Annotated in this window: 31 protein-coding genes; 17 read left to right on the top strand and 14 right to left on the bottom strand. The window is 65.4% G+C overall.

Features of this window, described 5'->3' with window-relative positions:
* Positions 1-46 precede the first annotated feature (46 nt).
* From eno to ACODTB_RS20990, 3 genes are read left to right on the top strand one after another with little or no spacing between them, the layout of a single operon-like run.
* Positions 47-1,333, top strand: coding sequence for a phosphopyruvate hydratase (gene eno, locus ACODTB_RS21000; protein WP_291113192.1), 1,287 nt, complete (start codon positions 47-49; stop codon positions 1,331-1,333).
* Between the two features lie 50 nt (positions 1,334-1,383).
* Complete coding sequence (ftsB, locus tag ACODTB_RS20995) at positions 1,384-1,668, top strand: cell division protein FtsB (protein ID WP_291113190.1); 285 nt, start codon at positions 1,384-1,386, stop codon at positions 1,666-1,668.
* 3 nt (positions 1,669-1,671) lie between these two features.
* Positions 1,672-2,331, top strand: coding sequence for an AAA family ATPase (locus tag ACODTB_RS20990; protein ID WP_291113188.1), 660 nt, complete (start codon positions 1,672-1,674; stop codon positions 2,329-2,331).
* 90 nt (positions 2,332-2,421) lie between these two features.
* Here the strand turns inward: ACODTB_RS20990 and hslO are convergent, their stop codons facing one another.
* Complete coding sequence (gene hslO, locus ACODTB_RS20985) at positions 2,422-3,399, bottom strand: Hsp33 family molecular chaperone HslO (protein ID WP_291113186.1); 978 nt, start codon at positions 3,397-3,399, stop codon at positions 2,422-2,424.
* A 50-nt stretch (positions 3,400-3,449) separates the two neighbouring features.
* A complete protein-coding gene (locus ACODTB_RS20980; protein WP_291113184.1) occupies positions 3,450-3,974 on the bottom strand; it encodes a gamma carbonic anhydrase family protein in 525 nt (174 codons plus the stop codon).
* Positions 3,975-4,015: 41 nt separating this feature from the next.
* Here ACODTB_RS20980 and ACODTB_RS20975 point away from each other — a divergent pair, with 41 nt between their 5' ends.
* The 5 genes from ACODTB_RS20975 to ACODTB_RS20955 all read left to right on the top strand — a co-directional run bounded on the left by ACODTB_RS20975 (position 4,016) and on the right by ACODTB_RS20955 (position 8,113).
* Complete coding sequence (locus ACODTB_RS20975) at positions 4,016-4,870, top strand: ferritin-like domain-containing protein (protein WP_291113182.1); 855 nt, start codon at positions 4,016-4,018, stop codon at positions 4,868-4,870.
* 6 nt (positions 4,871-4,876) lie between these two features.
* Complete coding sequence (gene dbpA / locus ACODTB_RS20970) at positions 4,877-6,271, top strand: ATP-dependent RNA helicase DbpA (protein WP_291113179.1); 1,395 nt, start codon at positions 4,877-4,879, stop codon at positions 6,269-6,271.
* Positions 6,272-6,479: 208 nt separating this feature from the next.
* A complete protein-coding gene (locus ACODTB_RS20965; protein ID WP_291113177.1) occupies positions 6,480-6,872 on the top strand; it encodes a GFA family protein in 393 nt (130 codons plus the stop codon).
* Positions 6,873-6,878: 6 nt separating this feature from the next.
* Positions 6,879-7,334: a DUF5990 family protein gene (locus ACODTB_RS20960; protein ID WP_291113175.1), complete on the top strand. Its 456-nt coding sequence runs from the start codon at positions 6,879-6,881 to the stop codon at positions 7,332-7,334.
* A gap of 83 nt (positions 7,335-7,417) precedes the next feature.
* Entirely contained in the window at positions 7,418-8,113 is a 696-nt protein-coding gene (locus ACODTB_RS20955; RefSeq protein ID WP_291113173.1) for a phytanoyl-CoA dioxygenase family protein, read from the top strand.
* Positions 8,114-8,410: 297 nt separating this feature from the next.
* Here ACODTB_RS20955 and ACODTB_RS20950 read toward each other — a convergent pair whose 3' ends face one another.
* A complete protein-coding gene (locus tag ACODTB_RS20950) occupies positions 8,411-9,040 on the bottom strand; it encodes a CDP-alcohol phosphatidyltransferase family protein (protein ID WP_291113171.1) in 630 nt (209 codons plus the stop codon).
* Between the two features lie 359 nt (positions 9,041-9,399).
* Positions 9,400-9,756, bottom strand: coding sequence for an SH3 domain-containing protein (locus ACODTB_RS20945; protein ID WP_291113169.1), 357 nt, complete (start codon positions 9,754-9,756; stop codon positions 9,400-9,402).
* 275 nt (positions 9,757-10,031) lie between these two features.
* Between ACODTB_RS20945 and ACODTB_RS20940 the strand changes: the two genes are divergently transcribed.
* Positions 10,032-10,736, top strand: a complete 705-nt coding sequence (locus ACODTB_RS20940) for an SOS response-associated peptidase (RefSeq protein WP_291113167.1) — start codon at positions 10,032-10,034, stop codon at positions 10,734-10,736.
* Between the two features lie 189 nt (positions 10,737-10,925).
* A complete protein-coding gene (locus ACODTB_RS20935) occupies positions 10,926-11,243 on the top strand; it encodes a hypothetical protein (protein ID WP_291113165.1) in 318 nt (105 codons plus the stop codon).
* Here ACODTB_RS20935 and ACODTB_RS20930 read toward each other — a convergent pair.
* On the bottom strand, positions 11,233-11,661 hold the full coding sequence (locus ACODTB_RS20930; protein ID WP_291113162.1) for a VOC family protein: 429 nt from the start codon (positions 11,659-11,661) through the stop codon (positions 11,233-11,235). The two genes, ACODTB_RS20935 and ACODTB_RS20930, sit on opposite strands and share 11 nt — an antisense overlap.
* 72 nt (positions 11,662-11,733) lie before the next feature.
* On the opposite strand from ACODTB_RS20930, the gene ACODTB_RS20925 reads away from it, so the two are divergent.
* From ACODTB_RS20925 to ACODTB_RS20910, 4 genes are read left to right on the top strand one after another with little or no spacing between them, the layout of a single operon-like run.
* Complete coding sequence (locus ACODTB_RS20925; RefSeq protein WP_291113159.1) at positions 11,734-12,663, top strand: SdiA-regulated domain-containing protein; 930 nt, start codon at positions 11,734-11,736, stop codon at positions 12,661-12,663.
* Positions 12,664-12,703: 40 nt separating this feature from the next.
* Positions 12,704-13,417 (top strand): YebC/PmpR family DNA-binding transcriptional regulator, encoded by a 714-nt coding sequence (locus ACODTB_RS20920; RefSeq protein ID WP_291113157.1) that lies wholly within the window; start codon positions 12,704-12,706, stop codon positions 13,415-13,417.
* A 15-nt stretch (positions 13,418-13,432) separates the two neighbouring features.
* On the top strand, positions 13,433-13,693 hold the full coding sequence (locus ACODTB_RS20915) for a DUF3297 family protein (protein ID WP_291113155.1): 261 nt from the start codon (positions 13,433-13,435) through the stop codon (positions 13,691-13,693).
* A gap of 50 nt (positions 13,694-13,743) precedes the next feature.
* Entirely contained in the window at positions 13,744-14,322 is a 579-nt protein-coding gene (locus ACODTB_RS20910) for a DUF1439 domain-containing protein (RefSeq protein ID WP_291113153.1), read from the top strand.
* Between the two features lie 6 nt (positions 14,323-14,328).
* Here the strand turns inward: ACODTB_RS20910 and xerD are convergent, their stop codons facing one another.
* Both xerD and ACODTB_RS20900 read right to left on the bottom strand, forming a co-directional pair.
* Positions 14,329-15,246: a site-specific tyrosine recombinase XerD gene (gene xerD, locus ACODTB_RS20905; protein WP_291113151.1), complete on the bottom strand. Its 918-nt coding sequence runs from the start codon at positions 15,244-15,246 to the stop codon at positions 14,329-14,331.
* Complete coding sequence (locus ACODTB_RS20900; protein WP_291113149.1) at positions 15,246-16,223, bottom strand: tripartite tricarboxylate transporter substrate binding protein BugE; 978 nt, start codon at positions 16,221-16,223, stop codon at positions 15,246-15,248. The genes xerD and ACODTB_RS20900 overlap by 1 nt, the downstream gene beginning before the upstream one ends.
* Positions 16,224-16,398: 175 nt before the next feature.
* Here ACODTB_RS20900 and ACODTB_RS20895 point away from each other — a divergent pair, with 175 nt between their 5' ends.
* Positions 16,399-17,313, top strand: coding sequence for an AEC family transporter (locus ACODTB_RS20895; RefSeq protein WP_291113147.1), 915 nt, complete (start codon positions 16,399-16,401; stop codon positions 17,311-17,313).
* A 192-nt stretch (positions 17,314-17,505) separates the two neighbouring features.
* On the opposite strand, the gene ACODTB_RS20890 is transcribed toward ACODTB_RS20895, so the two are convergent.
* The 4 genes from ACODTB_RS20890 to ACODTB_RS20875 all read right to left on the bottom strand — a co-directional run bounded on the left by ACODTB_RS20890 (position 17,506) and on the right by ACODTB_RS20875 (position 20,783).
* Positions 17,506-18,207 (bottom strand): hypothetical protein, encoded by a 702-nt coding sequence (locus tag ACODTB_RS20890; protein ID WP_291113145.1) that lies wholly within the window; start codon positions 18,205-18,207, stop codon positions 17,506-17,508.
* 32 nt (positions 18,208-18,239) lie between these two features.
* Positions 18,240-18,665 (bottom strand): CesT family type III secretion system chaperone, encoded by a 426-nt coding sequence (locus ACODTB_RS20885; protein WP_291113143.1) that lies wholly within the window; start codon positions 18,663-18,665, stop codon positions 18,240-18,242.
* Complete coding sequence (locus tag ACODTB_RS20880) at positions 18,643-19,803, bottom strand: hypothetical protein (RefSeq protein ID WP_291113141.1); 1,161 nt, start codon at positions 19,801-19,803, stop codon at positions 18,643-18,645. The genes ACODTB_RS20885 and ACODTB_RS20880 overlap by 23 nt, the downstream gene beginning before the upstream one ends.
* Before the next feature lie 308 nt (positions 19,804-20,111).
* Entirely contained in the window at positions 20,112-20,783 is a 672-nt protein-coding gene (locus ACODTB_RS20875) for a FadR/GntR family transcriptional regulator (protein WP_291113139.1), read from the bottom strand.
* Positions 20,784-20,937: 154 nt separating this feature from the next.
* On the opposite strand from ACODTB_RS20875, the gene ACODTB_RS20870 reads away from it, so the two are divergent.
* Both ACODTB_RS20870 and ACODTB_RS20865 read left to right on the top strand, forming a co-directional pair.
* On the top strand, positions 20,938-21,810 hold the full coding sequence (locus ACODTB_RS20870) for a fumarylacetoacetate hydrolase family protein (protein WP_488929704.1): 873 nt from the start codon (positions 20,938-20,940) through the stop codon (positions 21,808-21,810).
* A 31-nt stretch (positions 21,811-21,841) separates the two neighbouring features.
* Positions 21,842-22,819 (top strand): tripartite tricarboxylate transporter substrate binding protein, encoded by a 978-nt coding sequence (locus ACODTB_RS20865; protein ID WP_291113135.1) that lies wholly within the window; start codon positions 21,842-21,844, stop codon positions 22,817-22,819.
* On the opposite strand, the gene ACODTB_RS20860 is transcribed toward ACODTB_RS20865, so the two are convergent.
* Genes ACODTB_RS20860 through ACODTB_RS20850 form a run of 3 tightly spaced genes read right to left on the bottom strand, consistent with a single transcriptional unit; the run spans position 22,816 to position 24,967 of the window.
* Complete coding sequence (locus tag ACODTB_RS20860) at positions 22,816-23,259, bottom strand: SRPBCC family protein (protein ID WP_291113133.1); 444 nt, start codon at positions 23,257-23,259, stop codon at positions 22,816-22,818. The genes ACODTB_RS20865 and ACODTB_RS20860 overlap by 4 nt on opposite strands.
* 41 nt (positions 23,260-23,300) lie before the next feature.
* On the bottom strand, positions 23,301-23,924 hold the full coding sequence (locus ACODTB_RS20855) for a hypothetical protein (RefSeq protein WP_366833022.1): 624 nt from the start codon (positions 23,922-23,924) through the stop codon (positions 23,301-23,303).
* Between the two features lie 32 nt (positions 23,925-23,956).
* Entirely contained in the window at positions 23,957-24,967 is a 1,011-nt protein-coding gene (locus ACODTB_RS20850) for an MlaD family protein (protein ID WP_291113129.1), read from the bottom strand.

The following is a 24,967-nucleotide window of genomic DNA, read 5'->3' as shown; positions in this document are numbered from 1 at the left end:
TCTCCCCTTTCTTCTTTTCTGTCTCTGACCCAAAGGTAGTGAATCCATGAGTGCAATCGTTGACATCGTTGGCCGTGAAGTGCTGGACAGCCGCGGCAACCCCACCGTCGAATGCGACGTGCTGCTGGAAAGCGGCGTGATGGGCCGCGCGGCCGTGCCCTCGGGCGCCTCCACCGGCAGCCGCGAAGCCATCGAGCTGCGCGACGGTGACAAGAGCCGCTACCTCGGCAAGGGCGTGCTCAAGGCGGTGGAGAACATCAACACCGAGATCAGCGAAGCCGTGCTCGGCCTGGACGCCTCCGAACAGGCCTTCCTGGACAAGACCCTGATCGACCTCGACGGCACCGACAACAAGGGCCGCCTGGGCGCCAACGCCATGCTGGCCGTCTCGATGGCCGTGGCCCGTGCCGCCGCCGAAGAAGCCGGCCTGCCCCTGTACCGCTACTTCGGCGGCATGAGCGCGGTGCAGATGCCCGTGCCCATGATGAACATCATCAACGGTGGCGCGCACGCCAACAACTCGCTCGACCTGCAGGAACTGATGATCATTCCCGTGGGCGCACCGAGCTTCCGCGAAGCCCTGCGCTGGGGCGCCGAGGTGTTCCATGCCCTCAAGGCCATCCTGCACGACAAGCACATCAGCACCGCCGTTGGCGATGAAGGCGGCTTTGCCCCGTCGGTCGAGAACCACGAAGCCGCGCTGCAGCTGATCCTGCAGGCGATCGACAAGGCCGGCTACACCGCCGGGGACCAGATCGCCCTGGGCCTGGACTGCGCGGCCAGTGAGTTCTACAAGGACGGCAAATACGTGCTCGAAGGCGAAGGCGGCATTGCCCTCACCGCCGAGCAGTGGACCGACATGCTGGCCACCTGGTGCGACAAGTACCCCATCGTCTCCATCGAGGACGGCATGGCCGAAGGCGACTGGGACGGCTGGAAGGTGCTGACCGAGCGCCTGGGCAAGAAGGTGCAGCTGGTGGGCGACGACCTGTTCGTCACCAACACCAAGATCCTCAAGGAAGGCATCGAGAAGAGCATCGGCAACTCGATCCTGATCAAGATCAACCAGATCGGCACGCTGACCGAAACCTTCGCCGCCATCGAAATGGCCAAGCGCGCCGGCTACACCGCCGTGATCAGCCACCGCTCGGGCGAAACCGAAGACAGCACCATCTCCGACATCGCCGTGGGCACCAACGCCGGCCAGATCAAGACCGGTTCGCTCTCGCGCTCGGACCGCATGGCCAAGTACAACCAGCTGCTGCGCATCGAGGAAGACCTGGGTGATGTGGCCGTGTACCCCGGCCGCGACGCCTTCTACAACCTCAAGTAAGCGTGGCGACCCTGCGCGGCGGCCGGCCACTTCGGTAACAATCACCCGTCATGGCCCGCCGCTTCATCCCCGCCCTGCTGATCGCGCTGCTCTTCATCGTGCACGCGCAGCTCTGGTTCGGGCGCGGCAGCGTGACCCAGGTCGCGAGCATGAAGCAGCAGCTGGCCGCGCAGGAGCAGATGAACCGCGAAGCCCAGTCGCGCAACGACCAGCTGCAGAGCGAGGTGCGCGACCTGCAGGAGGGCCTGGACATGGTCGAGGAACTCGCCCGCCAGGAACTGGGCATGGTCAAGCCCAACGAGATCTTCGTCCAGATCGCGCAGAACAAGCGCTGATCGATGGCGGTCTGCGTCGCGCTGCTCGGCGGCGAATCCAGCGGCAAGTCCACGCTGGCCACGGCGCTCCAGCGGCACCTCACTGAAAACCACGGCCTGCACGCCATCTGTGTGCCCGAGCATCTGCGTGCCTGGTGCGAGGCCCGGGGCCGGGCCCCGCACGCCGATGAGCAGGCCGCCATTGCCGACGAGCAGACGCGGCTCATCCAGCGCGCCAGGCAGACACCCGGCGTGGACATCGTGATCGCCGACACCACAGCCCTGATGGTCGCGGCCTACAGCGCGCTGTACTTCCAGGACACCGCCCTGCTCGCGCCTTCGCTTGCCGCGCAACGGTCCTGCGAGCTCACCCTGCTCATGGGCCTGGACCTGCCCTGGACGCCCGACGGCCTGTTCCGCGACAGCCCGGCCGTGCGCGACGCCACCGACGAACTGCTGCGCCGCGAGCTGCAGGGCGCGGGCATCGCCTTCCAGACGGTGTACGGGCAAGGCAACGCGCGCCTGCAACAGGCCCTGCGCGCCGTGGGCACGGCGCTGGGCAGGCCACTGGTGCAGGACGACCCGGCGCTGGCCAACGGCCTGCGGCCCTGGTCGTGCGACAACTGCAGCGACCCCGACTGCGAGCACCGGCTGTTCACCGGGCTGCTGTCGCGCAACGCCTAGAGGGGAAGCCCCGTCCAGAACACCGCGGAACTGGCTTCGCCAGGCCGCAGGTGTTGCACCCTGGGGGGTAGCGCGCAGCGCTGCGGGGGGTCAATGCTTCTGGTCGCTGGCCGGTGCCTGCTGCGCTGGCTGCAGGAAGACTTGAGCGGCATCCACCGGATCGAAGCGGTACTGAGCGCCGCAGAACTCGCACCCCACCTCCACCTGGCCTTGCTCCTCGAGGATGGACTCCACCTCGTCGCGCCCCAGGCTGCGCAGCATGCTGCCCACGCGCTCGCGCGAGCAGGTGCAGGCAAATCGCGGGCCCTGCTCGCCGGTGAGCGGCTCGAAGCGGCGCACGTCCTCTTCCCAGAACAGGCGGCGCAGGATGGTGTCGGCGTCCAGGCTCAGCAGCTCCTCGCGCTTGAGGCTGGAAGCCAGGATGGCGATGCGGTTGTAGTCTTCGTTCACGCCGATCTGGTCCTCGTCGCGCGCGCCCGATTGGCCCGCGAGGTTGTCCACCCCCTGCAGCGGCAGGCGCTGGATCAGCAGGCCGGCGGCCATCTTGTCGTCGGCCGCGAGCACCAGGCGCGTGTCGAGCTGCTCGCTCTGCAGCATGTAGTGCTCGATCACCTCGCTGAGCTTTTCGAGCTTCTCGCGCCGGTCGCCGAACAGCGGCACCACGCCCTGGTAGGGCTGCTGGCCCGGCAGGCGGTCCTTGGGGTCGAGCGTGATGGCACAACGGCCCTGGTTGGTGACGTTCACCATGTGCGAGAGCGGCGCATCGGCCGCCACCTCGCCCACCACGGTGGCGGTGGCGCGCAGGCTCAGGTCGGGTTGCACTTCGGCCACGGCCAGCTTCACCGGGCCATCGCCCATGATCTGCATGATCAGCGCACCGTTGAACTTGATGTTGGCCTGCATCAGCGTGGCCGCCGCCGTCATCTCGCCCAGCAGCTCGGTCACCGCCGCAGGGTAGCCCCCCGCCTCGCGGTGGCGCTGCAGGATTTCCTGCCATGCGTCGGTCAGGCGCACGAGCATGCCGCGCACCGGCAGGCCTTCAAAGACGAATTTGTGGAGTTCGGACACGCGGGGCTTTCAGGGTCAGGTCAAAAAAATCGAAGGAGAGCAGGTCGGGGTCAGGCGATCTTTTTCAAGCCCTGGCGGTAACGCGCGGCGTTCTCGATGTAATGCCCGGCGCTGCGGCGCAGGCCCTCGATCTGCTCCGGCGTGAGCGTCCGCACCACCTTCGCCGGGCTGCCGATGATCATGCTGCCATCGGGGAATTCCTTGCCCTCGGTGACCAGCGAACCCGCGCCCACCAGGCAGTTTCTGCCGATCTTCGCGCCGTTGAGCACCGTCGCCCCAATGCCGATGAGCGACTCGTCGCCGATGGTGCAGCCGTGCAGCATCACCTGGTGGCCCACGGTCACGTGCTTGCCCACGGTCAGCGGGAAGCCCACGTCGGCGTGCATCACGCTGCCGTCCTGGATGTTGCTGCCCTCGCCGAGCGTGATGGTCTCGGTGTCGCCCCGCAGCACCGCACCGAACCACACACTGCTGTTTTCGCCCAGCACCACGTTGCCCATCACCTGCGCGCTGTCGGCCACCCAGGCCGAGTCGGCCATGCGGGGTGCGACGCCATCGAGTTCGTAAATCGCCATGGGGGAAGTCTCCGTCGTTCCTGAAACCTAGAATTGTAGGGATGCAAGCCCCCGCGCCCCTGTCGCCACCGTCCCCGGTCTCCCTGCGCGCGCAGGCCCTGAGCGCCCTGTGCCTCACCGACCCCGGCCGCAAGGTGGCGGCCACCCATGCGCTGTTCGAGGCCTGGCAGGCCGGCCAGACCGTGCTGGACACCACCGAACACCTTGCGCCAGCCCCGGGTGCCACCCTGCCCGGCCGCCCTGAGCAGCCCGTGCTGCTGCCCCCCGTGGACGTGCCCCAGCGCTCGCCCTTCACGCCGCCGGGCCTGGCCATGCTGCTGCACGCGGTGACGCACATCGAGTTCAACGCGATCAACCTCGCGCTCGACGCCGTCTGGCGCTTCCCCGGCATGCCGCCCGACTTCTACACCGACTGGCTGCGCGTGGCCCACGAGGAAGCCATCCATTTCAGCCTGCTGCAGAGCCACCTGCAAAGCCTGGGACACCACTACGGCGAATTCGCCGCGCACGGCAGCCTGTGGGAGATGTGCGTGCGGACCCAGGGCGACGTGACCGCCCGCATGGCGCTGGTGCCGCGCACCCTGGAGGCCCGGGGCCTGGATGCCACGCCACCCATGCAGGCGCGCCTGCGCAAGGTGGGCACGCCACCAGCGCTGCGAGCGGTCGAGATTCTGGACGTGATCCTGCGCGACGAGATCGGCCATGTGGCCGTGGGCAACCGCTGGTACGGCTGGCTGTGCGCGCAACAGGGCATCGAGCCCCTGGGCCACTACCGCCGCCTGGCGCGCGAACACTCGGCACCGCGCCTGAAGCCGCCTTTCAATGACGCGGCGCGGCTGGCGGCCGGGTTCAGCGAAGCGGAACTGACCGAGTTGCAGTTGGGTGAGCACCGATAATCGGGGATGACCTCCGCACCCTCGACCGCCTTCAGCGCCCTGCCGCTCTCCCCTGCCATGCTCGCCAACCTGGAGCAGCTGGGCTACACGGCCATGACGCCGATCCAGGCCGCCGCTCTGCCGCCCGCCCTGCTTGGCAAAGACCTGATCGCCCAGGCCAAGACCGGCAGCGGCAAGACCGCCGCTTTCGCCCTCACCCTGCTGGCCAATCTCAACCCGCGCCGCTTCGCGGTGCAGACCCTGGTGCTGTGCCCCACGCGCGAGCTGGCCGACCAGGTGACCACCGAAATCCGCCGCCTGGCGCGCGCCGAAGACAACATCAAGGTCGTCACGCTCTGCGGCGGCGTGCCGCTGCGCGGGCAGCTTGCCACGCTGGAGCACGGCGCGCACATCGTGGTCGGCACGCCCGGCCGCATCATGGACCACCTGGAGCGCGGCAGCCTGCAGCTCGACGCGCTCAACACCCTGGTGCTGGACGAAGCCGACCGCATGCTCGACATGGGCTTCTTCGACGACATCGTGACCGTCGCCCGCCAGTGCCCCAAGGCGCGCCAGACCCTGCTGTTCTCGGCCACCTACCCCGAAGGCATCGCCAAGCTCAGCGCGCAGTTCATGTGCGAGCCGCTCACCGTGAAGGTGGAGGCTCAGCACGCGGGCGCGCAGATCGAGCAGCGCTGGTACGAGGTGACAGAAAACGAGCGGCTCGACGCGGTGAGCAAGCTGCTCTTCCACTTCCGCCCGGCCAGCACGCTCGCCTTCTGCAACACCAAGGCGCAGTGCCGCGACCTCGTGGCCGTGCTGCAGGCCCAGGGCATCAGCGCGCTGGCGCTGTTCGGCGAGCTGGAGCAGCGCGAACGGGACCAGGTGCTGGTGCGCTTCGCCAACCGCAGCTGCTCGGTGCTGGTGGCCACCGACGTGGCCGCGCGCGGGCTGGACATCGCCAACCTGGCCGCCGTGATCAACGTGGACGTGACGCCCGACCCCGAAGTGCACATCCACCGCATCGGCCGCACCGGCCGCGCCGGTGAAAGCGGTCTCGCGCTCAACCTCGCCAGCCTCGATGAGATGGGCAGCGTCGGCAAGATCGAACACCTGCAAGGCCGCGAGTCCCAATGGCACCCGCTGAGCGAACTCCAGCCTGCCAGCAAGGACCCGTTGGTGCCCCCCATGGTCACGCTGCACATCCAGGGCGGGCGCAAGGAAAAGATCCGCCCCGGCGACGTGCTGGGCGCGCTCACCGCCGACCTGGGCTACGCCCGCGAGCAGGTGGGCAAGATCAACGTGAACGAGTGGTCCACCTACGTCGCGGTGGACCGCGACATCGCCCAGCAGGCCGCAAGCCGGCTCAACGCCGGGCGCATCAAAGGCAAGAGTGTGAAGGTGCGGGTGCTCGAGGACTGACAGGGCGCCAGGCCGAGCGGAGCGAAGATCCGTGCCGTGACCGCAGCTCGGCTATTGGCGTACCGGGCACGCAGGGTGTCGCAGATGTTCGTACGGTCATGCGGGCGTGGGCGGGTTTGCGCAAAAACAAGCACTTATCAATCCGTTACCAAGCAAGACGCAGGCAGACGGTATAACGAAGCCGTTTCCAACCCATGAGAGACACCACATGGACACATTCACGGGTGGTTGCTTGTGCGGCAACGTTCGGATCGAAGCGACGGGCCGGCCCTTCCGGGTGGGCCTGTGCCATTGCCTCGACTGCCGCAAACACCACGGCACGCTCTTTCATGCTTCGGCGGTGTTCTCGGAAAACGCCGTGACCATCGACGGTGAGACACGCGACTACGAAGGCCGCTTCTTCTGCCCGCGCTGCGGCTCCTCGGTGTATGGCCGCAGCGGCGATGAAATCGAAGTCAACCTGGGCGCCCTCGATGCCCCGGACCAGTTCAAACCCACCTACGAACTCTGGACCGTGCGCCGCGAAGCCTGGCTGCCACCGTTTCCGCTCAGCAGACGGTATGAGCGCGATCGCGAAGACACGGGCCGGTTCGAGGGGTGAACCACCATGCAAGTTCAGGTCATCCTGCTCATCACTGAAGCCCCGCCCGGCGTCCGGTGGGCCGTGCAACACGGCCGCGATGGCCTGCTGCCGCCCTGCGCATCGGCGCCCGATCTCATGTCATTCGCCTTGACCTTGGGTCTCGGGCCTGCACTGCCGGACAGGTCGTTCAACTTCCGCGGCCCCTTCGCGCACGGCACACCTGCCGACCGCTTCCTCTATCTGAACTCGGGCACCTATGCCGGTCAGCAAGACACGGTCTGGGCGCGCAGGGCGAAGATCAAATTGGCCGGCATCCCCCGGTCTTTGGTGGAGACCGCAGCGGGAGATGCGAACGTTGCCATTGCAGGCCGCATCCACGGCACGGCCAAAGATGGCGGGCCGGTGTGTGCGAGTGTTGATCCTGGTTTGATCCGTTGGTCTCTGGAAAGCAAAGCGGATTGGCCGGCAGGGCGCCCTTGATCCGTCGATCGCTGCGACCCGTTTCGGGCGTCGGCTACGATGGCTCTCATCGGCCAGAAGCGGACGTAGCAGAGAGTACTTTGATGCCCCTCGACACCTCAGAGATTGAGTGCTTTCATCGGCAAGGCGTAGTGCGGCTGCACAAACTACATCCCAAGGCCCGCTTAAGTTCAGCGAGAGAGAAGATCGCTGGCGAACTGTCACGGCTCGGTGTCTCGCCGGATGGCAAGAAGCGGGGTATCGCGCTGCAGGGCCTGACGCCTTTTCAGCAGATCGCCAAGCTGGGTTCGCTCGTCAAAGTGGACTTGCACGAGATTCTTTGCACATCTGACGTTCTCGCAGCGGCTCGCTCAGTTTCAGGGCGCGAGCCTCGCGCTGAGCAAGGAACGCAACTCCTGCTATCGCCAGGTCGGCAAGGCACATGGGCTTTAGACGGACTGAGTTGGCACGTCGACATATCCTCCCAGCCGACCAACCGCGAGACAGAAGTTCAGGCTTTTCATCTTGTTGACGATGTTCAGGCACAGGGCGGTGCGACGCTTGCCCTAGCGCGCTCGCATCGCATGGCGCCGTTGGAATTGCAGCGTCTTCGAGTGGCGATCAGAGAGTCGCGTGATGTTCGAGCGGCCTTGCGCGACTTCGACGTTGAAGTTGTAGAGATGGCAGGGCAGGCTGGCGATGTCTACCTCATGGACATGCGTGTGCTGCACACCCCATCGGTGAACAGCACGACAAAAATCAGGATGATGGCTACGACGCGATTCGGCATGCGAACGTAGGCCGCAGCAACGTCCGCTTTGGGGCCCGGTCCTGCCTGAGCTGGCATGACGGTCATCGGCCAGTAGCGGTCGATGGCGACAGGCAGCTTCGCAGCAGCGCGTCTCAACGACGTCGTGCTGAAGGTCATTGCGGGGTCACCAGCACGGTGCCTCTCAGATGGAGGCATCGACAGCCCAGTCCTGCCCTGTGCGATTGAGCCGTGACGCGCTGCGGAGACCGTTTGAGGTAACTCCCTCGGCCCGACGGCATGCTGTATCGCCACCGGGATCATCAGTGCGACGCATGGCTGGCCTCAGTCAGAACTTTGGGATGCGCAGGGTCTTGCTGATCATGGCCGTGCCTGAGAGTGCGAACAACAGGCTCATGGGATGTAGCTGGCAGGGCCCGAGTTGCCACACTCCGCCCCACAGTTGCGTACTCAGCGCACTCTGCCACGCGGCGCAGGACAGCACCCCAGTGAGGATCACGCTCGTGGGGATCGGCGTGCCTTCAAAGTAAGCCACCTTGCCCGAGTCGGTGGTCAGACCTTCGGCCGTGACGTTGAAGCGCGCCAACCGGCTGACGCCGCAGCAGACGAAGTAGCACAGGATGACGATGTCCCAACCGCCCTGCAGCCCCGCGGCAAAGCCCAGCGCTGCCGGTCCGACGCCGAAGGAGATGACGTCGGCCAGAGAATCAAGCTCGCGGCCCAGCGGCGAATGCTGATGCCGCCAGCGCGCCACCTTCCCGTCGCAGACGTCGAAGACGAAGGCCAGCGGTGTCATTGAGGCCGACAGCAGAAAGTGCGTGAGCGAGCCGCTGGCCATGTACATCATGGCCAGGAACACTGACAACACGCCGCAGGCTGCATTGCCCAGTGTGATGAAGTCGGCCAGATGAAAGCCGCGGATCATCGTGAAGCGGCGTGGCGGGGTGGAGGGCGTCATGTCAGAGTCTCGGTAACTTGCGGTGAGTCAACAGCGAACGCGACTGCGTTGTGCAGACACATTTGTGGGCAGCAAACACACTACCTCGGGCTGCAAAAACGAGTTGACTTCTACTATGGCACGCGCGGCCCCCTCTGGGCGAAAAGCAATTCAGAAGGCCGGCAGAGTTGTGGAACTTTGCGACGCAGAGTGATCGACCGACGAGCCTCATCCGGCGCTCCTCTCGACGCTGCGCTTGCAGTCATCCGCTTTGCATGGCTCGATGTCTGAAAGTCAGCCTCGAGGCGCGGAGATCGGTAGCTCCAAAGTCGCTGATGGGCCCGGCGCCAATATGCTGAGACACCACCTCTACTACATGCTCACGGCGTTGCCGTCTGCAAGTTGTCTTCTGGCACCCATCCTTCTTTGTCGGTCGTGATGGAAGAGCACCACACCCATCCGTTCAGCCTTCTTCCGCCCTCAACGATTTCCCCTACCGTGACATCCAGCTCCTGGGCGGTGTAGTTCATCGCGGCCACACCACTCCCATCATCTTGCAGCAAGATGACTTGCATAGGCACCCACCCAGGCTCTTGTCCGGGTGCACTGCACAAGTACCAATGGGCCCATTCTTCAGGGCCTTCATAGACTTCGCCGACCGAAAACTTGTCACCGGCGTTCAACCGCATGGGATTTGGAAACTCACTCAAGTGAGGCTTGACTACGGTGTATTTCATGGAAGCCTTCAGGCGAATTTCGCCCGCAAATTGAAAGCCGGCGGCGTCCGCTTCTGGCCGAAAGCAGCATGCTAGCTCAGGCTCGAGCGGGCCCGAAGCGGTCGTTCAACGTGAATCTCAGCGGGCGGCGAAACCGTCCGCAGGAGCCAGTGCTTGGGTATCTCTTGCGGAATGTGGCAACAGCCAGCCGCTTTTTTTGGGTGTTGGATCGGCAGCGGGGCCATCACCCGCGTACACCGACAAAACGCCGAAGCGCTCGGTCTAACATTCTCGCCATGAGCTCCCAATACGAATGCCTGCGCCCCGACCACCTGTATCGGGATATTTTTGACGTCGACGCGCCGAGCGACACCGCGGTGGGTCGCCAGGTTTGGCCCCGCCGCCCTGGCGTTTTCATCCGCAACCAACCTGCACCGCCTTCGGCCGAAGGCGCCGAACACCCGCACCCTGGCGCGATCGTGCGCGAGCTCGTCGTGGGGCAGTTCGGCTTGGTCCCGCCCTGGGTGAAATCCGCTTCCGACGCCAAACTGCGTTCGACCAAGCTGGTCAACGCACGCTCGGAGACCGCGAGCACGTCCAACAACTTTCGCGGCGCCTGGCTGGGTGCGCAGCGTTGCATCGTGCCCATGATGGCGTTTCAGGAAGACGACCTGCGCAGCGGCAAAGCCGTGCCCACGCGTGTCGCGCGGGTGGACGGCAAACCCATGGGCGTGGCCGGTCTGTGGGAGTGCTGGACCGGGGCGGAAGGCGAGGTGATCGTCAGTTTCTGCCTGCTCACGGTGAACGCCAACAGCCACGCGCTGATGCACCGTTACGGGCAACCGGGCAGCGAAAAGCGCATGTTGGCGATCTTGAACGAAGGTTCGTATGGCGCCTGGCTGAGCGCGGCCCATCCGGAGAAAGCGCGCGAATTCATGCGGGCGTATCCGGCGGAGGGGCTGACCGCCAACCCCATCGAGAAGAAGCCCTCGGCCGCTTGATCGGCACAACGTGACCGATGCCGTGATCGCGCCCCGGTACTGCCATCGGCCTGCTGGCGGGACCAGGTGCCCGCGCTGGACACGGGCCATGTAGATTCAACGTCTGTGGACTCGCGAAACCAGCCGACCCAAACTTGCGGCATGCAAAAGACAGCCTTCTTGCCGGACATCAGCGCAAGCGCTCGCCCCATGCGCGATCTGTTGCGCCAGTTGCCCCGCCTTCAAAAGGACGGTCAAGGAAATGCCGACTACGCCAAGTCGGACCATGCGATCGTCGCCGCGGCGGGGCAGAACGCGGAAAGCATCGCCCGGGCGCTGCACATGGGCATGGGCGCCATCGGCCATCTGCTGGCCACGTCGGCGCCGCAGATCGAGGACGGTTCGGTGGACTCGGATGCCATCGAGGCCCTGGGCTGGCTGATCGCGGAACTCGGTGATCTGGGCGCGGAGCTGGCGGTGATGGCGATTCAGTGCCGCCGCCGCACGGGCGGCAAGCCTAGAACGTGACCTTCACCGAGGGCGCGCTGCGTTTCGCTTCGCCGTGGTACACGGCCTCGATGTTGTTGCCGTCCGGGTCGATCACGAAAGCGGCGTAGTAGCCTGGGTGGTACTTGCGCTCGCCGGGTGCGCCGTGGTCCTTTCCCCCGGCGGCCAGTGCGGCCTGGTGGAACGCATCGACCATGGCCCGGTCCTGCGCCTGGAAGGCCAGGTGGTGCCGGCCGGTCAGCTGGCCGTCCGCGGCTTCGCTGTCGGCCGTGGAGACGAACAGTTCGTCGGCCCAGAAGTAGTTGTCGCCCTTGCCGCTCATGGGCACCTTCAGCGCCTTGAAAACGGCTTCGTAAAAGGCCTGGCTGGCGGGCAGGTCCTTGACGACGAGCTGGATGTGGTCGATCAGGCGGCCTCGGTGCAGTTCCTGGGTCTCCATGGTGCGCTCCTGTGCTTGAAAGGGTGAAACAGAGAGGGCATCCTACCGGGGCCGCCCACTAAACTCGGTGCGATGGCCCGCGTAAAAATCTGCAAACCCTGTCTCTGGACGGCGCTGGCCGGCATCGGTTTCCTCTGCATCTGGTACTTCAAGGTGCTGGCCCTGGGCTACTACTGGCTCAGCACCTCCGTCAACGCGGCGCAATGGGAAGGCTCCTCCCTCTGGCTGCCGGGCTACCGGGTGGCGGTGGAAGGCGCTCCGATCGAGGGCCTGTCGCGCAACGCCTCGGGGCTCACCTTCAACTCGGAAACCGGCACCCTGTTCACGGTGATCAACCGCCCGCCGCAGATCGCCGAGCTCACCACCGATGGGCGGCTGCTGCGCATCATCGAACTCCAGGGCGCGAAGGACCCCGAGGGCATCACCTACGTGCAGGGCGACACCTACGTGATCTCCGACGAGGACAGCCACAGCATGTACTGGGTGCAGATCGGGCCGCAGACTTCGCGCGTCTCGGTCACCGGCAAGTCCAGCCTGGGCATCCGCATCGACAGCGTGCACAACAGCAGCTTCGAGGGGGTGTCCTGGGACAGCGAGCAGGACCGCCTGTTCGTGGTGAAGGAGAAGCTGCCCCTGCGCGTGCTGGTCATCCGCGGGTTGGACGTGTTCAACGCCTCCACCGGCTTCAACATCGACATCAGCGAATGGAAGTCGTCCAGCGCGGCCTCGCTCTTCATGAGCGACCTCTCTTCCCTCACCCTGCACGAGCCCACCGGCCACCTGCTGCTGCTCAGCGACGAGTCGGCCCTGGTGGTGGAGTACGCGCCCGACGGTCAGCCCATCGGCATGCTGCCGCTCTGGCGGGGGTTTAATGGGCTCCAGCGCAAGGTGCCGCAACCCGAGGGCCTGGCCGTCGGCCCCGACAACGCGCTCTACGTGCTGTCCGAACCCAACCTGTTCTACCGCTTCGAGCGCACCCCCAACCCGTCGGCCAGCCGCTAAGCTCGCCGGTCAACGCCACCATCACCAAAAGGAACACGCCATGGGCGCACAGTGGAAAGCCAAACACAAGGACCTCGCGGCGAACGCCAAAGGGCGGCTCTTCGGCAAGCTGGTCAAGGACATCGTGATCGCCGCCCGGCACGGCGCCGACCCGGCCTCCAACGCCCGGCTGCGGCTGGTGATGGAGCAGGCGCGCAAGGTGTCGATGCCCAAGGACACGCTGGACCGCGCGATCAAGAAGGGCGCCGGCCTCACGGGCGAGGCCGTGCACTACGAACATGTGGTCTACGAAGGCTTCGCACCGCACCGCGTGCCGGTGATGGTGGAATGCCTCACCGACAACGTCAACCGAGCGGCCTCGGAAATGCGGGTGCTGTTCCGCAAGGGGCAACTGGGCAGCTCGGGCACGGTGGCCTGGGACTTCGACCACGTGGGCATGATCGAAGCCGAACCCACCCGCAAGGACGCGGACCCCGAAGTGGCCGCCATCGAGGCCGGCGCACAGGACTTCCACCCCGGCCACGAGGAAGGCGTGACGGTGTTCCTGACCGACCCGACCGACCTGGACCTGGTGAGCCGGGCCCTGCCAGCGCAGGGCTTCACGGTGCTGTCGTCCAAGCTGGGCTACAAGCCCAGGAACCCGATCGACCCGGCCAGCCTGAGCGCCGAGCACCTGGAAGAGGTGGAGGCCTTCCTCGCCGCGCTGGACGCGAACGAGGACGTGCAGAACGTCTTTGCCGGCCTCGGCGGTTGACCGACAATCTCCCCCATGAACGACGCTACCGCCTCCACCCCCAACCGCCCACCCCTGCCCGACCACCTGTCCATCGACCCGCGCAGCCCGCACCACGTGGCCGCCGTGTTCGAACACGACATCGGCATCCGCTTCAACGGCAAGGAACGCTTCGACGTGACCGAGTACTGCATCAGCGCCGGCTGGGTGAAGGTGCCTTCGGGCAAGACCCTGGACCGCAAGGGCAACCCGCTGCTGATCCAGCTCAAGGGCACGGTGGAAGCCTTCTACAAATAGAGACGACTTGCCCTGAACCTGCGGCGCGCCTTGGGCTCCAACCGGTACCCATGCGACGCAGAACCCTTCTCCTCTTCTCCCTTCCGCTGGCGCTCGGCGGCCCGGCGCTGGGCCTGGCGGCCGACACCGAAGACCGGCCCGACCAGCCGGCGGGCTACCCGGTCTCGCTCGAGCAGATGCAACAGGCGGTGGCGCAGCGCTTCCCCCGCCGCTACCCGGTGCAAGGCCTGCTCAACCTGGACCTGCAGACCCCGCGCCTGCGGCTGCTGCCCGAGCAGAACCGCCTGCGCGCCGAGATGGCCGTGGAGGCCGCCGGCCCGGCGCTCAACCGGGCACACCAGGGCCGTTTCGACGTGGAGTTCGGCCTGCGCTACGAAGCCAGCGACCGCACCCTGCGCGCCCATGACCTGCGCCTGGCCCGGCTCGACTTCCCCACCCTGCAGCCCCGGGTGGTGGAGATGCTCAATGCCTACGCGCCCCTGCTGGCGGACCAGTCGCTGAAAGAGGTGGTGGTGCACGAACTGACCGCCAAGGACCTGGCCGCCGTGGACGCCATGGGCATGCAGCCCGGCGCCATCACCGTCACGCGCAACGGCCTGGTGGTCGGCCTGGTGCTCAAGCCGCTCTGATGAGCTTCAACCGCGTGGGTGGTGCTGAGCCACGATGCTCTTGAGGCGCTCGCGGGCCACATGGGTGTAGATCGTGGTGGTGGAGATGTCGGCGTGGCCGAGCAGCATCTGCACCGCGCGCAGGTCGGCGCCGTGGTTGAGCAGATGGGTGGCAAAGGCATGGCGCAGCGTGTGGGGCGACAGCGGCGAGGTGATGCCGGCCTGCAGCGCGTACTTCTTCACCAGGTGCCAGAACATCGCGCGCGTCATGGCCTCGCCCGGGCGCGAGCCGCGCGAGGTGACGAACAGGTCTTCGCTCTGCTGGCCGTGGAGGATCTCGCCGCGCGCCTGGCCCAGGTAGCGCTGCAGCCACTGCCCCGCCAGCTGGCCGAAGGGCACCAGGCGCTCCTTGTTGCCCTTGCCGGTGATGCGCAGCACGTGCTCGTTCATGCCCACGTGCCAGGTCTTGAGCGTGACCAGCTCGCTCACGCGCAGGCCGCTGGCGTAGATGAGTTCGAGCATGCAGCGGTCGCGCAGACCCAGGGGCGTGCCCACGTCGGGCGCGTTCAGCAGCGCCTCCACCTGGGCCTCGGACATGGTCTTGGGCACGCGCAGCGGCTGGCGCGCGGGCACCAGGCGCAGCGTGGGATCGGCCTGGATGGCGCGCTCGCGCAGCGCCCAGCGGAAATAGCGCTTGAACACCGTGAGCCGCCGGTTGGCGGTGGTGGCGCGGGTTTCGGCGTGGCGGTCGCTGAAGTACTGGTTCAGGTCGGCCTCGCTGGTCTCGGGCAGGGTCTTGCCGCGCCCGGCCAGCCACTGGCCGAGCAGCACGAGGTCGCGCCGGTAGGCGTCGAGCGTGTTGCGCGAGAGGCCTTCCTCCAGCCAGAGACTGTCGATGAAGGCCCCGGCGATGCCTTCGCTGGCCGATGCCAGGGCCTGGTCCATCACTCCAGCTTGAGCTTCTGCTTGGCGACCACTTCCTTGTAGACCTCGAACTCGGCCTTGATCTGCGCGGTGAACTCGGCCGGCGTGTTGCCCACGACCAGCGAGCCGGTGTCCTCGATGCGCTTCTTCACGGCCGGGTCGGTCAGGGCCTGCTTGGTCGCGTTGTAGACCTTGTCCACCACCTCCTGCGGCAGGCCCTTGGGACCGATCAGGCCGTAGTAGGCCATGCGGTTCACCGGCTCCAGGCCGACTTCCTTGAAGGTCGGCACGTCGGGCAGCACGGCCAGGCGCTGCGGTGCGGCCACCACGATGGCGACCAGGCGGCCCGACTTGATGAAGGGCAGCGCCGAGGGCAGGTTGTCGAAGATGATGGGCACGGTGCCGCCCACGGTGTCGTTGAGCGCCGGGCCCGCGCCACGGTACGGAATGTGGGTGATGAAGGTGTTGGTCAGGCTCTTGAAAAGCTCGGTCTGCAGGTGGCCGATGCCGCCGGTGCCCGAGCTGGAGTAGCTGTACTTGCCGGGGTTCTTCTTGAGCTCGGCGACGAAGGACTTGTAGTCCTTGGCCGGGAAGCTGGGGTGCACCGCGATCACGTTGGGCGTGGCGGCGATGTTGATGATGGGCGTGAAGTCCGTGAGCGTGTTGTACGGGATCTTGTCGTTGATCGCCGGGTTGGCGGCGGTGGTGGACACCGTGGCCATGCCCAGCACGTAACCGTCGGCCGGCGTGCGGGCCAATTCGGTCGCGCCGACCACACCGCCGCCACCGGCCTTGTTCTCGACCACCATGCTCTGGCCCAGGGCCTTGCCCAGGGAGTCGGACATGACGCGCGCGATGATGTCCGTCGTGCCGCCCGGTGCGAAGGGCACTTGCAACTTGATGATCTTGTTGGGGTAGGCCTGTGCCCAGGCGCTGCCTGCCACGGCCACCGAGGCGGTGGCCAGACCGATCGCAACCAGCTGACGACGAGAAACCATGACGTGTACTCCTTGACGTTGAAACATCGAAAAAATTCCAGGGTGGCGCCCATGCTAACCGCCCGGTCCACCCTGACCAGCCCCGCACTTTAGACGGGGTGGCCCGAAGTGAACATGGGGAGACTACATACGTATTAACCCGGAAACGGCACCGGCCTGCGGCTATGCTCGGGCGGTGAATTTCGCCCAGCTTCTCTTCCCCGATTTCTCGCTGATTTTTTGCGGGTACCTCGTCTGCCGCTTCACCGCGCTCAACCGCAAGGTGTGGGAGCAGGTCGAGAGTCTGGTGTACTACTTCCTGTTCCCGGTCCTGCTGTTCCACTCGATCGTGAAAAGCCCGCTGGACCTGAGCGCGGCCTCCAGCCTGATGGGCGCGGGCATCACGCTGGGTCTGCTGGGCATCGCGCTGAGTTATTCGCTGCCGCACTGGCCCTGGCTGGGCCCGAAGCTGGACGTGCGGCTGCACGCCGCGAGCGCGCAGGTGGGTTTCCGTTTCAATTCGTTCATCGCCCTGGCCCTGGCCGACAAGGTGGCCGGCCCGCAAGGCCTGCTGATGATCGCGGTGCTGATCGGCGTGTGTGTGCCGCTGTTCAACGTGGGTGCGGTCTGGCCGATGGCGCGCCACGCGAACAAGGGTTTTGGGCGCGAGCTGCTGCGCAATCCGCTGATCATCGGCACGCTCGGCGGCCTGATCGCCAACCTGCTGGGGTTCTCGATTCCGTTCTGGCTGGAGCCGACGGTGAACCGCATCGGCCAGGCTTCGCTGGCCTTGGGCCTGCTCGCTGCCGGCGCAGGCATGCAGTTCGGCATGCTGGCGTCGGCCAAGCTGCTGGGTGGCATGGTGCTGGCCTGCAAGCACCTGGGCATGCCCTTGCTGGCGTTTGGTCTGGCGAAGCTGTTCCGTCTGGACCCGACGCAGACCACGGTGTTGCTGATGTTCTCCGCGGTGCCGACCGCGTCGAGCTGTTATGTGCTGGCGGCGCGCATGGGCTACAACGGGCCTTATGTGGCGGGGCTGGTCACCTTGTCCACCTTGCTGGGGATCGTGAGTCTTCCCTTTGCCTTGGGGGTGTTGGGGGGAATGCCCTGAGGGCTGTTTTTCTGCGGAGCCGCTGGGGCGATTGATCGGCTCCGCGACAGCGGGAGCACCAGGCGCGGCCAGCCGCCGTCGGTGGCGATGCAGGTGACGTCGGTACTCCACTCGCGCCCTCACCAGCGCCAGCTCCATTTGCACCCGCCACCGAGCGAACAGACCCCTCCGAGCATGCCGTCTGGCGCGCGATCAAAACAGCTGGATCAACCTAGCAACCTGCCCGCGAAAGCTGTCTTGTTCCTTCAATTGCTCCAGACATTGAGCCGACGCTTCACTCAAGGAGCCTCGCCAAATTCTCGGGATGTGCAGTTTTTGGAGCTTTTCAAAGATTGGATGGCCGGCGGAGATCTGCTCCGTGACATGGGCCAGCAACAACAACTGACACAGAGCCCCAGCGCATGTGCTCGCCAAATCGGCCTTCGCTTCGATCTCGAAGTTCAGTTGATCGGCCTTGAGGATCACGGATTCAGCGAGCGTGTCAAGAAGCTCTCCGTTCGACTCGTTGGATACCGTTGCATTCATTAAGGCAAATGCGGTCAACCCAGGCCAATTTGCACCGTACAGCTTGAACGTATGCGCGTCACCATAGTGCTTGAGAAAAATGATGGCGGTGTACACATCGATCTCCGTGCTGATGGAGCGGGATTGATCCAGCAACCAGCATTGGCCGTCAGTTCGACCGACAGATGAAAGTATCTCCTCCGGCACGAGGAATACTGAGCCTGACTGCACGCTCGCACGGATGTGCTCTTGGAATTGATTGACATGCTGTCGCCGCTCATCATGAATGGACGGCGGGATATATCTTCCGAACTGCGTAGCGATAGATACAGGCTCCTCGGGTGGGTAAAAGCCGAAATAATTGGAGAGAAGGGCAATGGAAGAATTCACAAATCAAAAGTTTTCGTGCAGCACGTTGGAAATCAAAGGCGACCTTCGCGCCAAAGTCGACGCATGGCAGCGACGCCCGCCATGTAGTCCAGCGTCATTTGTGGCGTCAGCATCTCCAACAGCAATTCACTATGAAACATCACATGGCCAGTGGCGGGATCCAGACCGAACGTTGAACATCCCCCCGGTGAGTAGTGCTGGAAATTGAACCTCAACAGAGAGCCATAGGACTGCAAAAAAGATGTCGATGGAGGCGCACCAAAGGCACAGCGAAAAATACCCAGCGATGATTTTTCCGGCGCACAAATTATGTCGATCGGGCACTCATCGATTACAAAGGATGCCTTCGCTTCAGGCAGACAACCCGCTGGAACCGCCACGGAAGATGAGCCAAGCAGTTCAGCGATCTTTGCCACATGGGTAAAAAAATCGAACTCAGACTTTGTTGGGAACATCATCGTCTCTCAATTGAAACTGATATTTTTTCTCTACGGCATCTCCCGTGCCCACCAAAGCGCTGCGCCCCTCCGTGAGGGTGTTCACGGCGCCCGAACCCCAAGCATTGCTTTTCAGGCCAGTCAAGGACGTGATCTGATTCAAAGCGACGCGAAGCGTCGTATTGTCGAAAAATTGTTTCGCAGTGTCAGCCTCCGGATTCGTTTTTTTCACTTCGGGGAAAAACACTTTTTGCGTGACATTGCCGATGAAAGCATCCGCCCCCTCGATCCCTGAACGCAGGCCAGCCACCTTGAGAGATTCCACCAAGAATTCGGACCAACTGGCCTCCGGGTTTTTCAGCATGGGCACGGCGTTTTCGCCAAAGCCCGCACTGGCGTAAGAAAGTCCACCGTAGGCGAATGTGTTGACGGTCAGACGCTTGAGCGCTTTGCGATTGAACTCCAACGTCCCCTCGTCGGTGCAGGTCACCACATTGGGTGACCCACTGAGCTTCGGGACATACGCTTTCCCATGGGTATTGAAGGCATCACGGCTGATGGAATAAGCGGTGGAGGTTACCAATCCTATGGCCTCCTTGGTCATTTTTTCTGCATCGCCATAAGTGGTCAAAAGGCTGGAGAGCCCCGGAGCGATACCGACAAAGCTCCCGATGCAGCCACCGATCACACGCCCCATCGTACCGCCACACATGCCCAGGCGCTGACCTTGGTATATCGCGCAACCCATATTGAGCAACGTGACCACAACCCCAACACCAACCCCAGCGCCGATCCCACCCGAGGCAGCAAGCAGGTATTTGAGTGCGGTTTGCACCGAGAACCCCACGCAAGACGCCCCGAAAGTGACCACAGCATCCTTGATTGTCTGCGCGAGAGCGACCTTCAGCGTGTCGCTCCAACTTGCACCCAGTGCCGTCTCGATTTCGTTAACAGTGTCAGACACATTGTTGGTACTCAATACTGCGTTATCGAGAGTGGACAATTCTTTTCGGTCCTGCCCTTGATCGGTGATTTGCAGAATGGCGTCATGGCTTTCTCTCTTTTGCTCTGGCAAAGTCTGATTGCCTTTAACAGAGTTGTTATTTTCGAACGAGCTGTCTTTGTGGAAGATCATGCTTCGGGAAATCGTCGGGATCATGACGGTCCTTTCAAATGGTTGGCCCCGTGGACGGGACCCATACACACGAAAAGCACACGTTGGCGAGTTCCACGATCAAAAGCCATGGTTGTCACCACCGCCCGATGCACCTCAAGCAAGGAGTCCCGTTACAAAGATCAGTGAAAGGGTCGATCGCTCCAGTTCATCCACTCATCGCCAGCTCCAGGGCGGCAAGGGACAGGAACGCCAAAATCCGCGTCCCGCGGTCACCCTCGCCCGTTGCGGAACGCTCTTGCCATTGATGCGAGGGTGAGACGTTCTGCGGAGCGGAGCGCCGGGGAATGGACTTAGTACCCCAAAAGGTTCTGCCGCACATGCAGCAGATGCGCCAAGGTCAACTCACGCGCGCGCACCGCATCCCGATCCCGCAGCGCCCCCACGATCGCGCGGTGCTCGGCCTGATAGGCCAACCGGCGTTCCGACGTGACGCTCTTCTTCTTGAGCTGCCCCCAGTCCCCCTGCGCCCGCACCGTCTTCATCAGCGTGAACACATTCGCCACGAAACTGTTGTGCGCCGCGTCCGCGATCGCCTGGTGCAACTCCGCGTCCCAATGCTCGAAAGCCTCCAGCGTCTCGGCGGCCTCCGCGTTGGCGCAACAGGCCTCCATGCGCTGCAGATCCGCCTGGTTCGCGTTGCGGATCGCCATGTCGATGATCGCCGGCTCCATCGCCAGCCGCGCCTCCATCAACTCGGCCGGGCTCGTGTGCTGCGACGAGTCCTGCTGCACCCGCTGACCCAACCGCGCCCCCACCTGCTCGGCCACATAGGTGCCACTGCCCACGGTCTGCTCGATCAGGCCCTGCTGCTTCAGCTCCAGCAAAGCCTTGCGCACCGTGGTGCGGCTCACACCGAACCGCTCCGAGAGCTCGCGCTCGGTCGGCAGACGGTCACCGGCGCGCCAATGCCCCGAGCGCAGCTGGTCCAGGATCGATTCGCGCAAAGGCGTTGACATGCTCATGGGTGACGAATGTACCAAAACAGACCAATCAGGCAACACCATACCAATTAGGTGATTTCCCCAGGTCTAAAACCGCTCTCATCGCCTACCATCATGGCTCTGGTACCAATTGGTATTTTTTGGTATTTCATCTGGATTTCAACAAGGAGTTTGCGTGCGCCTCGCCACTTTCGTTCATCAGGGCCAACGCCAGGTCGGCCTCGTTTCGGCCGACGGCCAGACCGTTACCCCCCTCGCCCTGAACCCCGCCGATGCCCAGCGCGGCGTGCTGCCGCTGATCGAGGCTGCGGCCGCCGGCCAGCCCCTGCCCGCCACCACCGGCGCGGCGCTGAAACTGGCCGACGTGAAGCTCGACGCCCCGCTGCCCCTGCCCCGGCGCAACCTCTGGTGCGTGGGCCGCAACTACCACGAGCACGCCAAGGAACTGCAAGGCTCGGTGTTCAAGAACAACAACGCCAACCCCGCCGTCTGGCCCATCGTCTTCACCAAGGTGCCCGAATGCGTGATCGCCGACGGCGCCGATGTGGTGCTGCCCGGCGACGACATCTCGCCCCAGATCGACTACGAAGCCGAGCTGGCCGTGGTCCTCGGCACCGGCGGCAAGAACATCGCCAAGGCCGATGCCATGAAGCACATCTACGGCTACACCATCGTCAACGACGTCACCGCGCGCGACGTGCAGATGCGCCACCAGCAGTGGGACATGGGCAAGAGCTTCGACACCTTCTGCCCCATGGGTCCGTGGATCGTCACGGCCGACGAGCTCGATGGCCAGCACACGCGCGTGCGCTGCTGGGTCAACGGCGAGCCGCGCCAGGACGGCCGCACCGAAGACCTCATCTTCGACATCCCCACGCTGATCGAGACCATCTCTCGCGGCATCACGCTCTACCCCGGCGACGTGATCGCCACCGGCACGCCGGCCGGCGTGGGCCTGGGCATGACGCCGCCCACCTTCCTGAAAAGCGGCGACGTGGTGCGCATCGAGATCGACGGCATCGGCACGCTGCAGAACCGCTTCGTCTGAGCCCCGCAACCAACGACAGGAGACAAACAGGATGAACCGAACCGCACTCAGACTGTGCAGCCTCGCGCTGGCGCTGGCCGCCACCCTGGGCCTGGCCCAGGCGCAGGACGCCTACCCCAGCAAACCCGTGACCATGGTCGTGCCCTTCCCGCCCGGCGGGGTGGCCGACGTGGTGGGCCGCCCGGTGGCCGAGGCCATGGCGCGCCACCTCAACCAGTCGGTGGTGGTGGTCAACCGCGCCGGTGCGGGCGGCGGCATCGGCATGGCGCAGGTGGCCAAGGCCGCGCCCGATGGCTACAACGTGTTGATGGCGCTGTCCTCCATCGTGGTGCTGCCCGAGGCCGACAAGATCCTTGGCCGCGCGCCGATGTTCGAACTCTCGCAGCTGCTGCCCATCGCCCGCATGACGGCCGACCCCACGGTGCTGGTGGTGCGCGCGGACAGCCCCTGGAAGACGTATGCCGAGTTCATCGCGCACGCCAAGGCCCACCCGGGCCGCATCACCTTCGGTTCATCGGGCAACTACGGCACCATGCACGTGCCCATGGAACAGCTCAAGGCCGCCACCGGCAGCTACATGCTGCACGTGCCTTACACCGGCGCCGGCCCGGCCATCCTGGGCATGCTCAGCGGCCAGGTCGATGCCGTGGCCACAGGGCCGGCCAGCGCGGTGGGTCAGATCAAGGCCGGCAAGCTGCGCGCGCTCGCGCACTGGGGCGAGGGCCGCCTCGCCCTGCTGCCGGATGTGCCGAGCTTCCGGGAGCTCGGTGTGCCCATCAACTACTCGCAGTGGGCGGGCATCTTCGTGCCGGCGGGCACCCCACCCGCGGTGGTGAACAAGCTGCGCGAGGCTGCGCGCATGGCCGCGCAGGACCCGAAGACGGTCCAGGTGATGACCACCGCCGGCACCTCGTTCCAGTTCCAGGACGCGGCGGACTTCGACAAGTTCGTGCAGAGCGACGCCAAGGCCATGGCGGCCGTGGTGCAGAAGATCGGCAAGGTGGATTAGGCTTTGGCCTCGCACAAGGCGCGCAGGGCCTCCAGCGCCTTGGGCCACGCGGCTTCCATCATCGGCACATAGTCGTCCAGCATGTCCTGCTCGACGGTGAGCTGCGTGCCCCCACCCACGGCTTCGAAGCGGTAGTTCTCGTGGGCCGGGGCCCACGAGGTCACGGCCTCGCTGGTGGTGTCGTCCTTGCCGTGGGCCACGAAGCCCAGGTGCCGGATCGAGATGAACTCGTGCGGCTGGTTGCGCTCGATGGTGGCCACCATGCCCTCGCCGCTGGGTGAGAGAAAGCGGATGGTGGCGCCCTCGTCCCACGAGCCTTCGTAGTACGAACCCTCCATGAAAGGGCGGGTCCATTCGCGGTAGCTGTCGGCATCGAGCATGGTGTTCCACACCCGCTCGCGCGGTGCCTGGATGTGGACGGTGAAGGTCATTGTCTGCATGGGGTTTCTCCTTTTCGGGAAGAACGGGCCCCCGCAGGCGCTCAGCGCACGGCGGTGCCCAACACGAGGTCGATGCGCCGCTGCAGGCGCGCCGCCTCTTCGGTGGCGCCCGCGGCCTGGGCGCGTTGCAATTGCAGGCCGAGCCAGGCCCCCAGGGGGCGGCGCCAGCCCTGCGCCGAGGCGGTGTCCACCGCCTGCGTGAGCACGGCCGGTGTGGCGCGGCCGCTGCGCAGCAGCACGCCGGCCGCCACCAGCCGCGACAAAGGATCCTTCACGCCGGCCAGGGCGGCTTCGGGCGACCCGCCGCCCAGCAGCGCGCGCTGCGCCTCGGGCAGCAGGGTCGCATCGGCCGGCTGCGCATTGCCCGCGAGGTAGCGCGCATACGCCTGCTCGGCCGGTGCCGCGTCGGGCGCGAGCGCCTCGAAACCGGTGCAAGGCTCGAACACCAGCGCGGCCACGCGCGTGGCACAACGCAGCAGCTCGGCGCGCGCCAGCAGATCGGGCCGGCCGGTGCTCGTGAGCTCGCGGCGCACGCGCGCGAACTCCGCGGCCTCGACGGCCGAGTCACCGCGCAACCAGGCCTCGGCCGCGCGCTCGCTGCCGTCCTTGGCGTTCAGCTGCCATTCGGGCGTGGGGGGCTTGCTGCCGCAAGCGGTCAATGCCACGACAGCGCATGCGAGGAGAAAAAAACGCGGCGTCATGGCAACTTCAACTCCGTGTCGCGGGCGAAGGGCCACTTGCGGTTGATGTCGTTGATCATCGAGTCCACCTTGCGCAGGCTGGCCTCGACCTCGCCGCGCAGGTAACCCAGGTCGCTGGTGGCCTCGCGCGTGTTGCCGGCGATGCCCTGCACCTCCACCAGCACCGCGTCCACCTTCTTGAGGCTGGTGCGCGTCTCCGCCAGCAGGCCGTTGAGCTGCTGCACCGTCGCGCGCGCATCGCCCACCAGGCCGGCCTCGCCAGGTGCGCCTCCCTGGCCGAAGACCTGGCGGTCGGCATTGGCGGCCAGGCTGTCCAGCCGCCGGGCCAGCGAGTCCGCGCGCAGCAGCAGGGCATTGGTGCGGTCGATGGTGGCGACGAGCTTCTTCGCGTCCTCGTCGTTCCCCATCAGCACGCCCAGGCCGCCGTGCGGCCCCTGGAGGCGCTCGGTGGCCACCTTCACGCCACCCAGGGTGCCGGCGACCGCGCCGTCGCTGGCCGTGAGCGCGGCCAGGTTGTCGAGCACATCGCGCATGCTGGCGGCCAGCTTGGGGATCTCGGCCGCGGTGTCGCCGCGCAGCACGGTGCGCTCGGCGCCGTCGGGCAAGGCGGGGTCTTCGAGCACGCCGCTGTAGGCGCGGATGCGCGTGCCGCCCACCAGGCCCCGCTCCATGGTGAAGATGCTGGAGGTGCGCAGCCATTTCGCGTCCTTGCGCGGCACGTCGATCAGGATGCGCGCGTTGCCGTCGTCGCCCAATTCGATGCGCGCCACGCGCCCGATGGCGAAGCCAGCGAAGGTCATGTCCATGCCCACGACCACGCCCTCGGAATCGTCGGAGATCAGCACCAGGCGCTGCGTGGGTTCGAGCACGCCGCGCGCGAACAGGATGTAGCCCGCCGAGCCTACGAGCAGCACGGCCATGAGCATCAGCAGCAGCCCGGCCTTGAATTCCAGGTTCTTCACCGGCGGGGCTTCGGGCGGCGGTGGCGGAGGGGGCGTGGGGTTCAT

The sequence above is a fragment of the Hydrogenophaga sp. FG152 genome, assembly GCF_057809615.1.
Note: the sequence above shows the minus strand (reverse complement) of the source record. Positions and strands in the feature narration are given on the sequence as shown.

Coding starts and splice junctions, on each gene's coding strand:
- ACODTB_RS20990 (WP_291113188.1), top strand. CDS start 1,672: ATGGCGGTCTGCGTCGCGCTGCTCGGCGGCGAATCCAGCGGCAAGTCC.
- ACODTB_RS20885 (WP_291113143.1), bottom strand. CDS start 18,665: ATGATGTTCCCAACAAAGTCTGAGTTCGATTTTTTTACCCATGTGGCA.
- ACODTB_RS20875 (WP_291113139.1), bottom strand. CDS start 20,783: ATGAGCATGTCAACGCCTTTGCGCGAATCGATCCTGGACCAGCTGCGC.
- ACODTB_RS20850 (WP_291113129.1), bottom strand. CDS start 24,967: ATGAACCCCACGCCCCCTCCGCCACCGCCGCCCGAAGCCCCGCCGGTG.
- dbpA (WP_291113179.1), top strand. CDS start 4,877: ATGACCTCCGCACCCTCGACCGCCTTCAGCGCCCTGCCGCTCTCCCCT.
- ACODTB_RS20865 (WP_291113135.1), top strand. CDS start 21,842: ATGAACCGAACCGCACTCAGACTGTGCAGCCTCGCGCTGGCGCTGGCC.
- ACODTB_RS20960 (WP_291113175.1), top strand. CDS start 6,879: ATGCAAGTTCAGGTCATCCTGCTCATCACTGAAGCCCCGCCCGGCGTC.
- xerD (WP_291113151.1), bottom strand. CDS start 15,246: ATGGACCAGGCCCTGGCATCGGCCAGCGAAGGCATCGCCGGGGCCTTC.
- ACODTB_RS20975 (WP_291113182.1), top strand. CDS start 4,016: ATGCAAGCCCCCGCGCCCCTGTCGCCACCGTCCCCGGTCTCCCTGCGC.
- ACODTB_RS20920 (WP_291113157.1), top strand. CDS start 12,704: ATGGGCGCACAGTGGAAAGCCAAACACAAGGACCTCGCGGCGAACGCC.
- ACODTB_RS20860 (WP_291113133.1), bottom strand. CDS start 23,259: ATGCAGACAATGACCTTCACCGTCCACATCCAGGCACCGCGCGAGCGG.
- ACODTB_RS20925 (WP_291113159.1), top strand. CDS start 11,734: ATGGCCCGCGTAAAAATCTGCAAACCCTGTCTCTGGACGGCGCTGGCC.
- ACODTB_RS20955 (WP_291113173.1), top strand. CDS start 7,418: ATGCCCCTCGACACCTCAGAGATTGAGTGCTTTCATCGGCAAGGCGTA.
- ftsB (WP_291113190.1), top strand. CDS start 1,384: ATGGCCCGCCGCTTCATCCCCGCCCTGCTGATCGCGCTGCTCTTCATC.
- ACODTB_RS20945 (WP_291113169.1), bottom strand. CDS start 9,756: ATGAAATACACCGTAGTCAAGCCTCACTTGAGTGAGTTTCCAAATCCC.
- ACODTB_RS20980 (WP_291113184.1), bottom strand. CDS start 3,974: ATGGCGATTTACGAACTCGATGGCGTCGCACCCCGCATGGCCGACTCG.
- ACODTB_RS20900 (WP_291113149.1), bottom strand. CDS start 16,223: ATGGTTTCTCGTCGTCAGCTGGTTGCGATCGGTCTGGCCACCGCCTCG.
- ACODTB_RS20915 (WP_291113155.1), top strand. CDS start 13,433: ATGAACGACGCTACCGCCTCCACCCCCAACCGCCCACCCCTGCCCGAC.
- ACODTB_RS20910 (WP_291113153.1), top strand. CDS start 13,744: ATGCGACGCAGAACCCTTCTCCTCTTCTCCCTTCCGCTGGCGCTCGGC.
- ACODTB_RS20930 (WP_291113162.1), bottom strand. CDS start 11,661: ATGGAGACCCAGGAACTGCACCGAGGCCGCCTGATCGACCACATCCAG.
- ACODTB_RS20880 (WP_291113141.1), bottom strand. CDS start 19,803: ATGATCCCGACGATTTCCCGAAGCATGATCTTCCACAAAGACAGCTCG.
- ACODTB_RS20950 (WP_291113171.1), bottom strand. CDS start 9,040: ATGACGCCCTCCACCCCGCCACGCCGCTTCACGATGATCCGCGGCTTT.
- ACODTB_RS20965 (WP_291113177.1), top strand. CDS start 6,480: ATGGACACATTCACGGGTGGTTGCTTGTGCGGCAACGTTCGGATCGAA.
- ACODTB_RS20935 (WP_291113165.1), top strand. CDS start 10,926: ATGCGCGATCTGTTGCGCCAGTTGCCCCGCCTTCAAAAGGACGGTCAA.
- ACODTB_RS20940 (WP_291113167.1), top strand. CDS start 10,032: ATGAGCTCCCAATACGAATGCCTGCGCCCCGACCACCTGTATCGGGAT.
- eno (WP_291113192.1), top strand. CDS start 47: ATGAGTGCAATCGTTGACATCGTTGGCCGTGAAGTGCTGGACAGCCGC.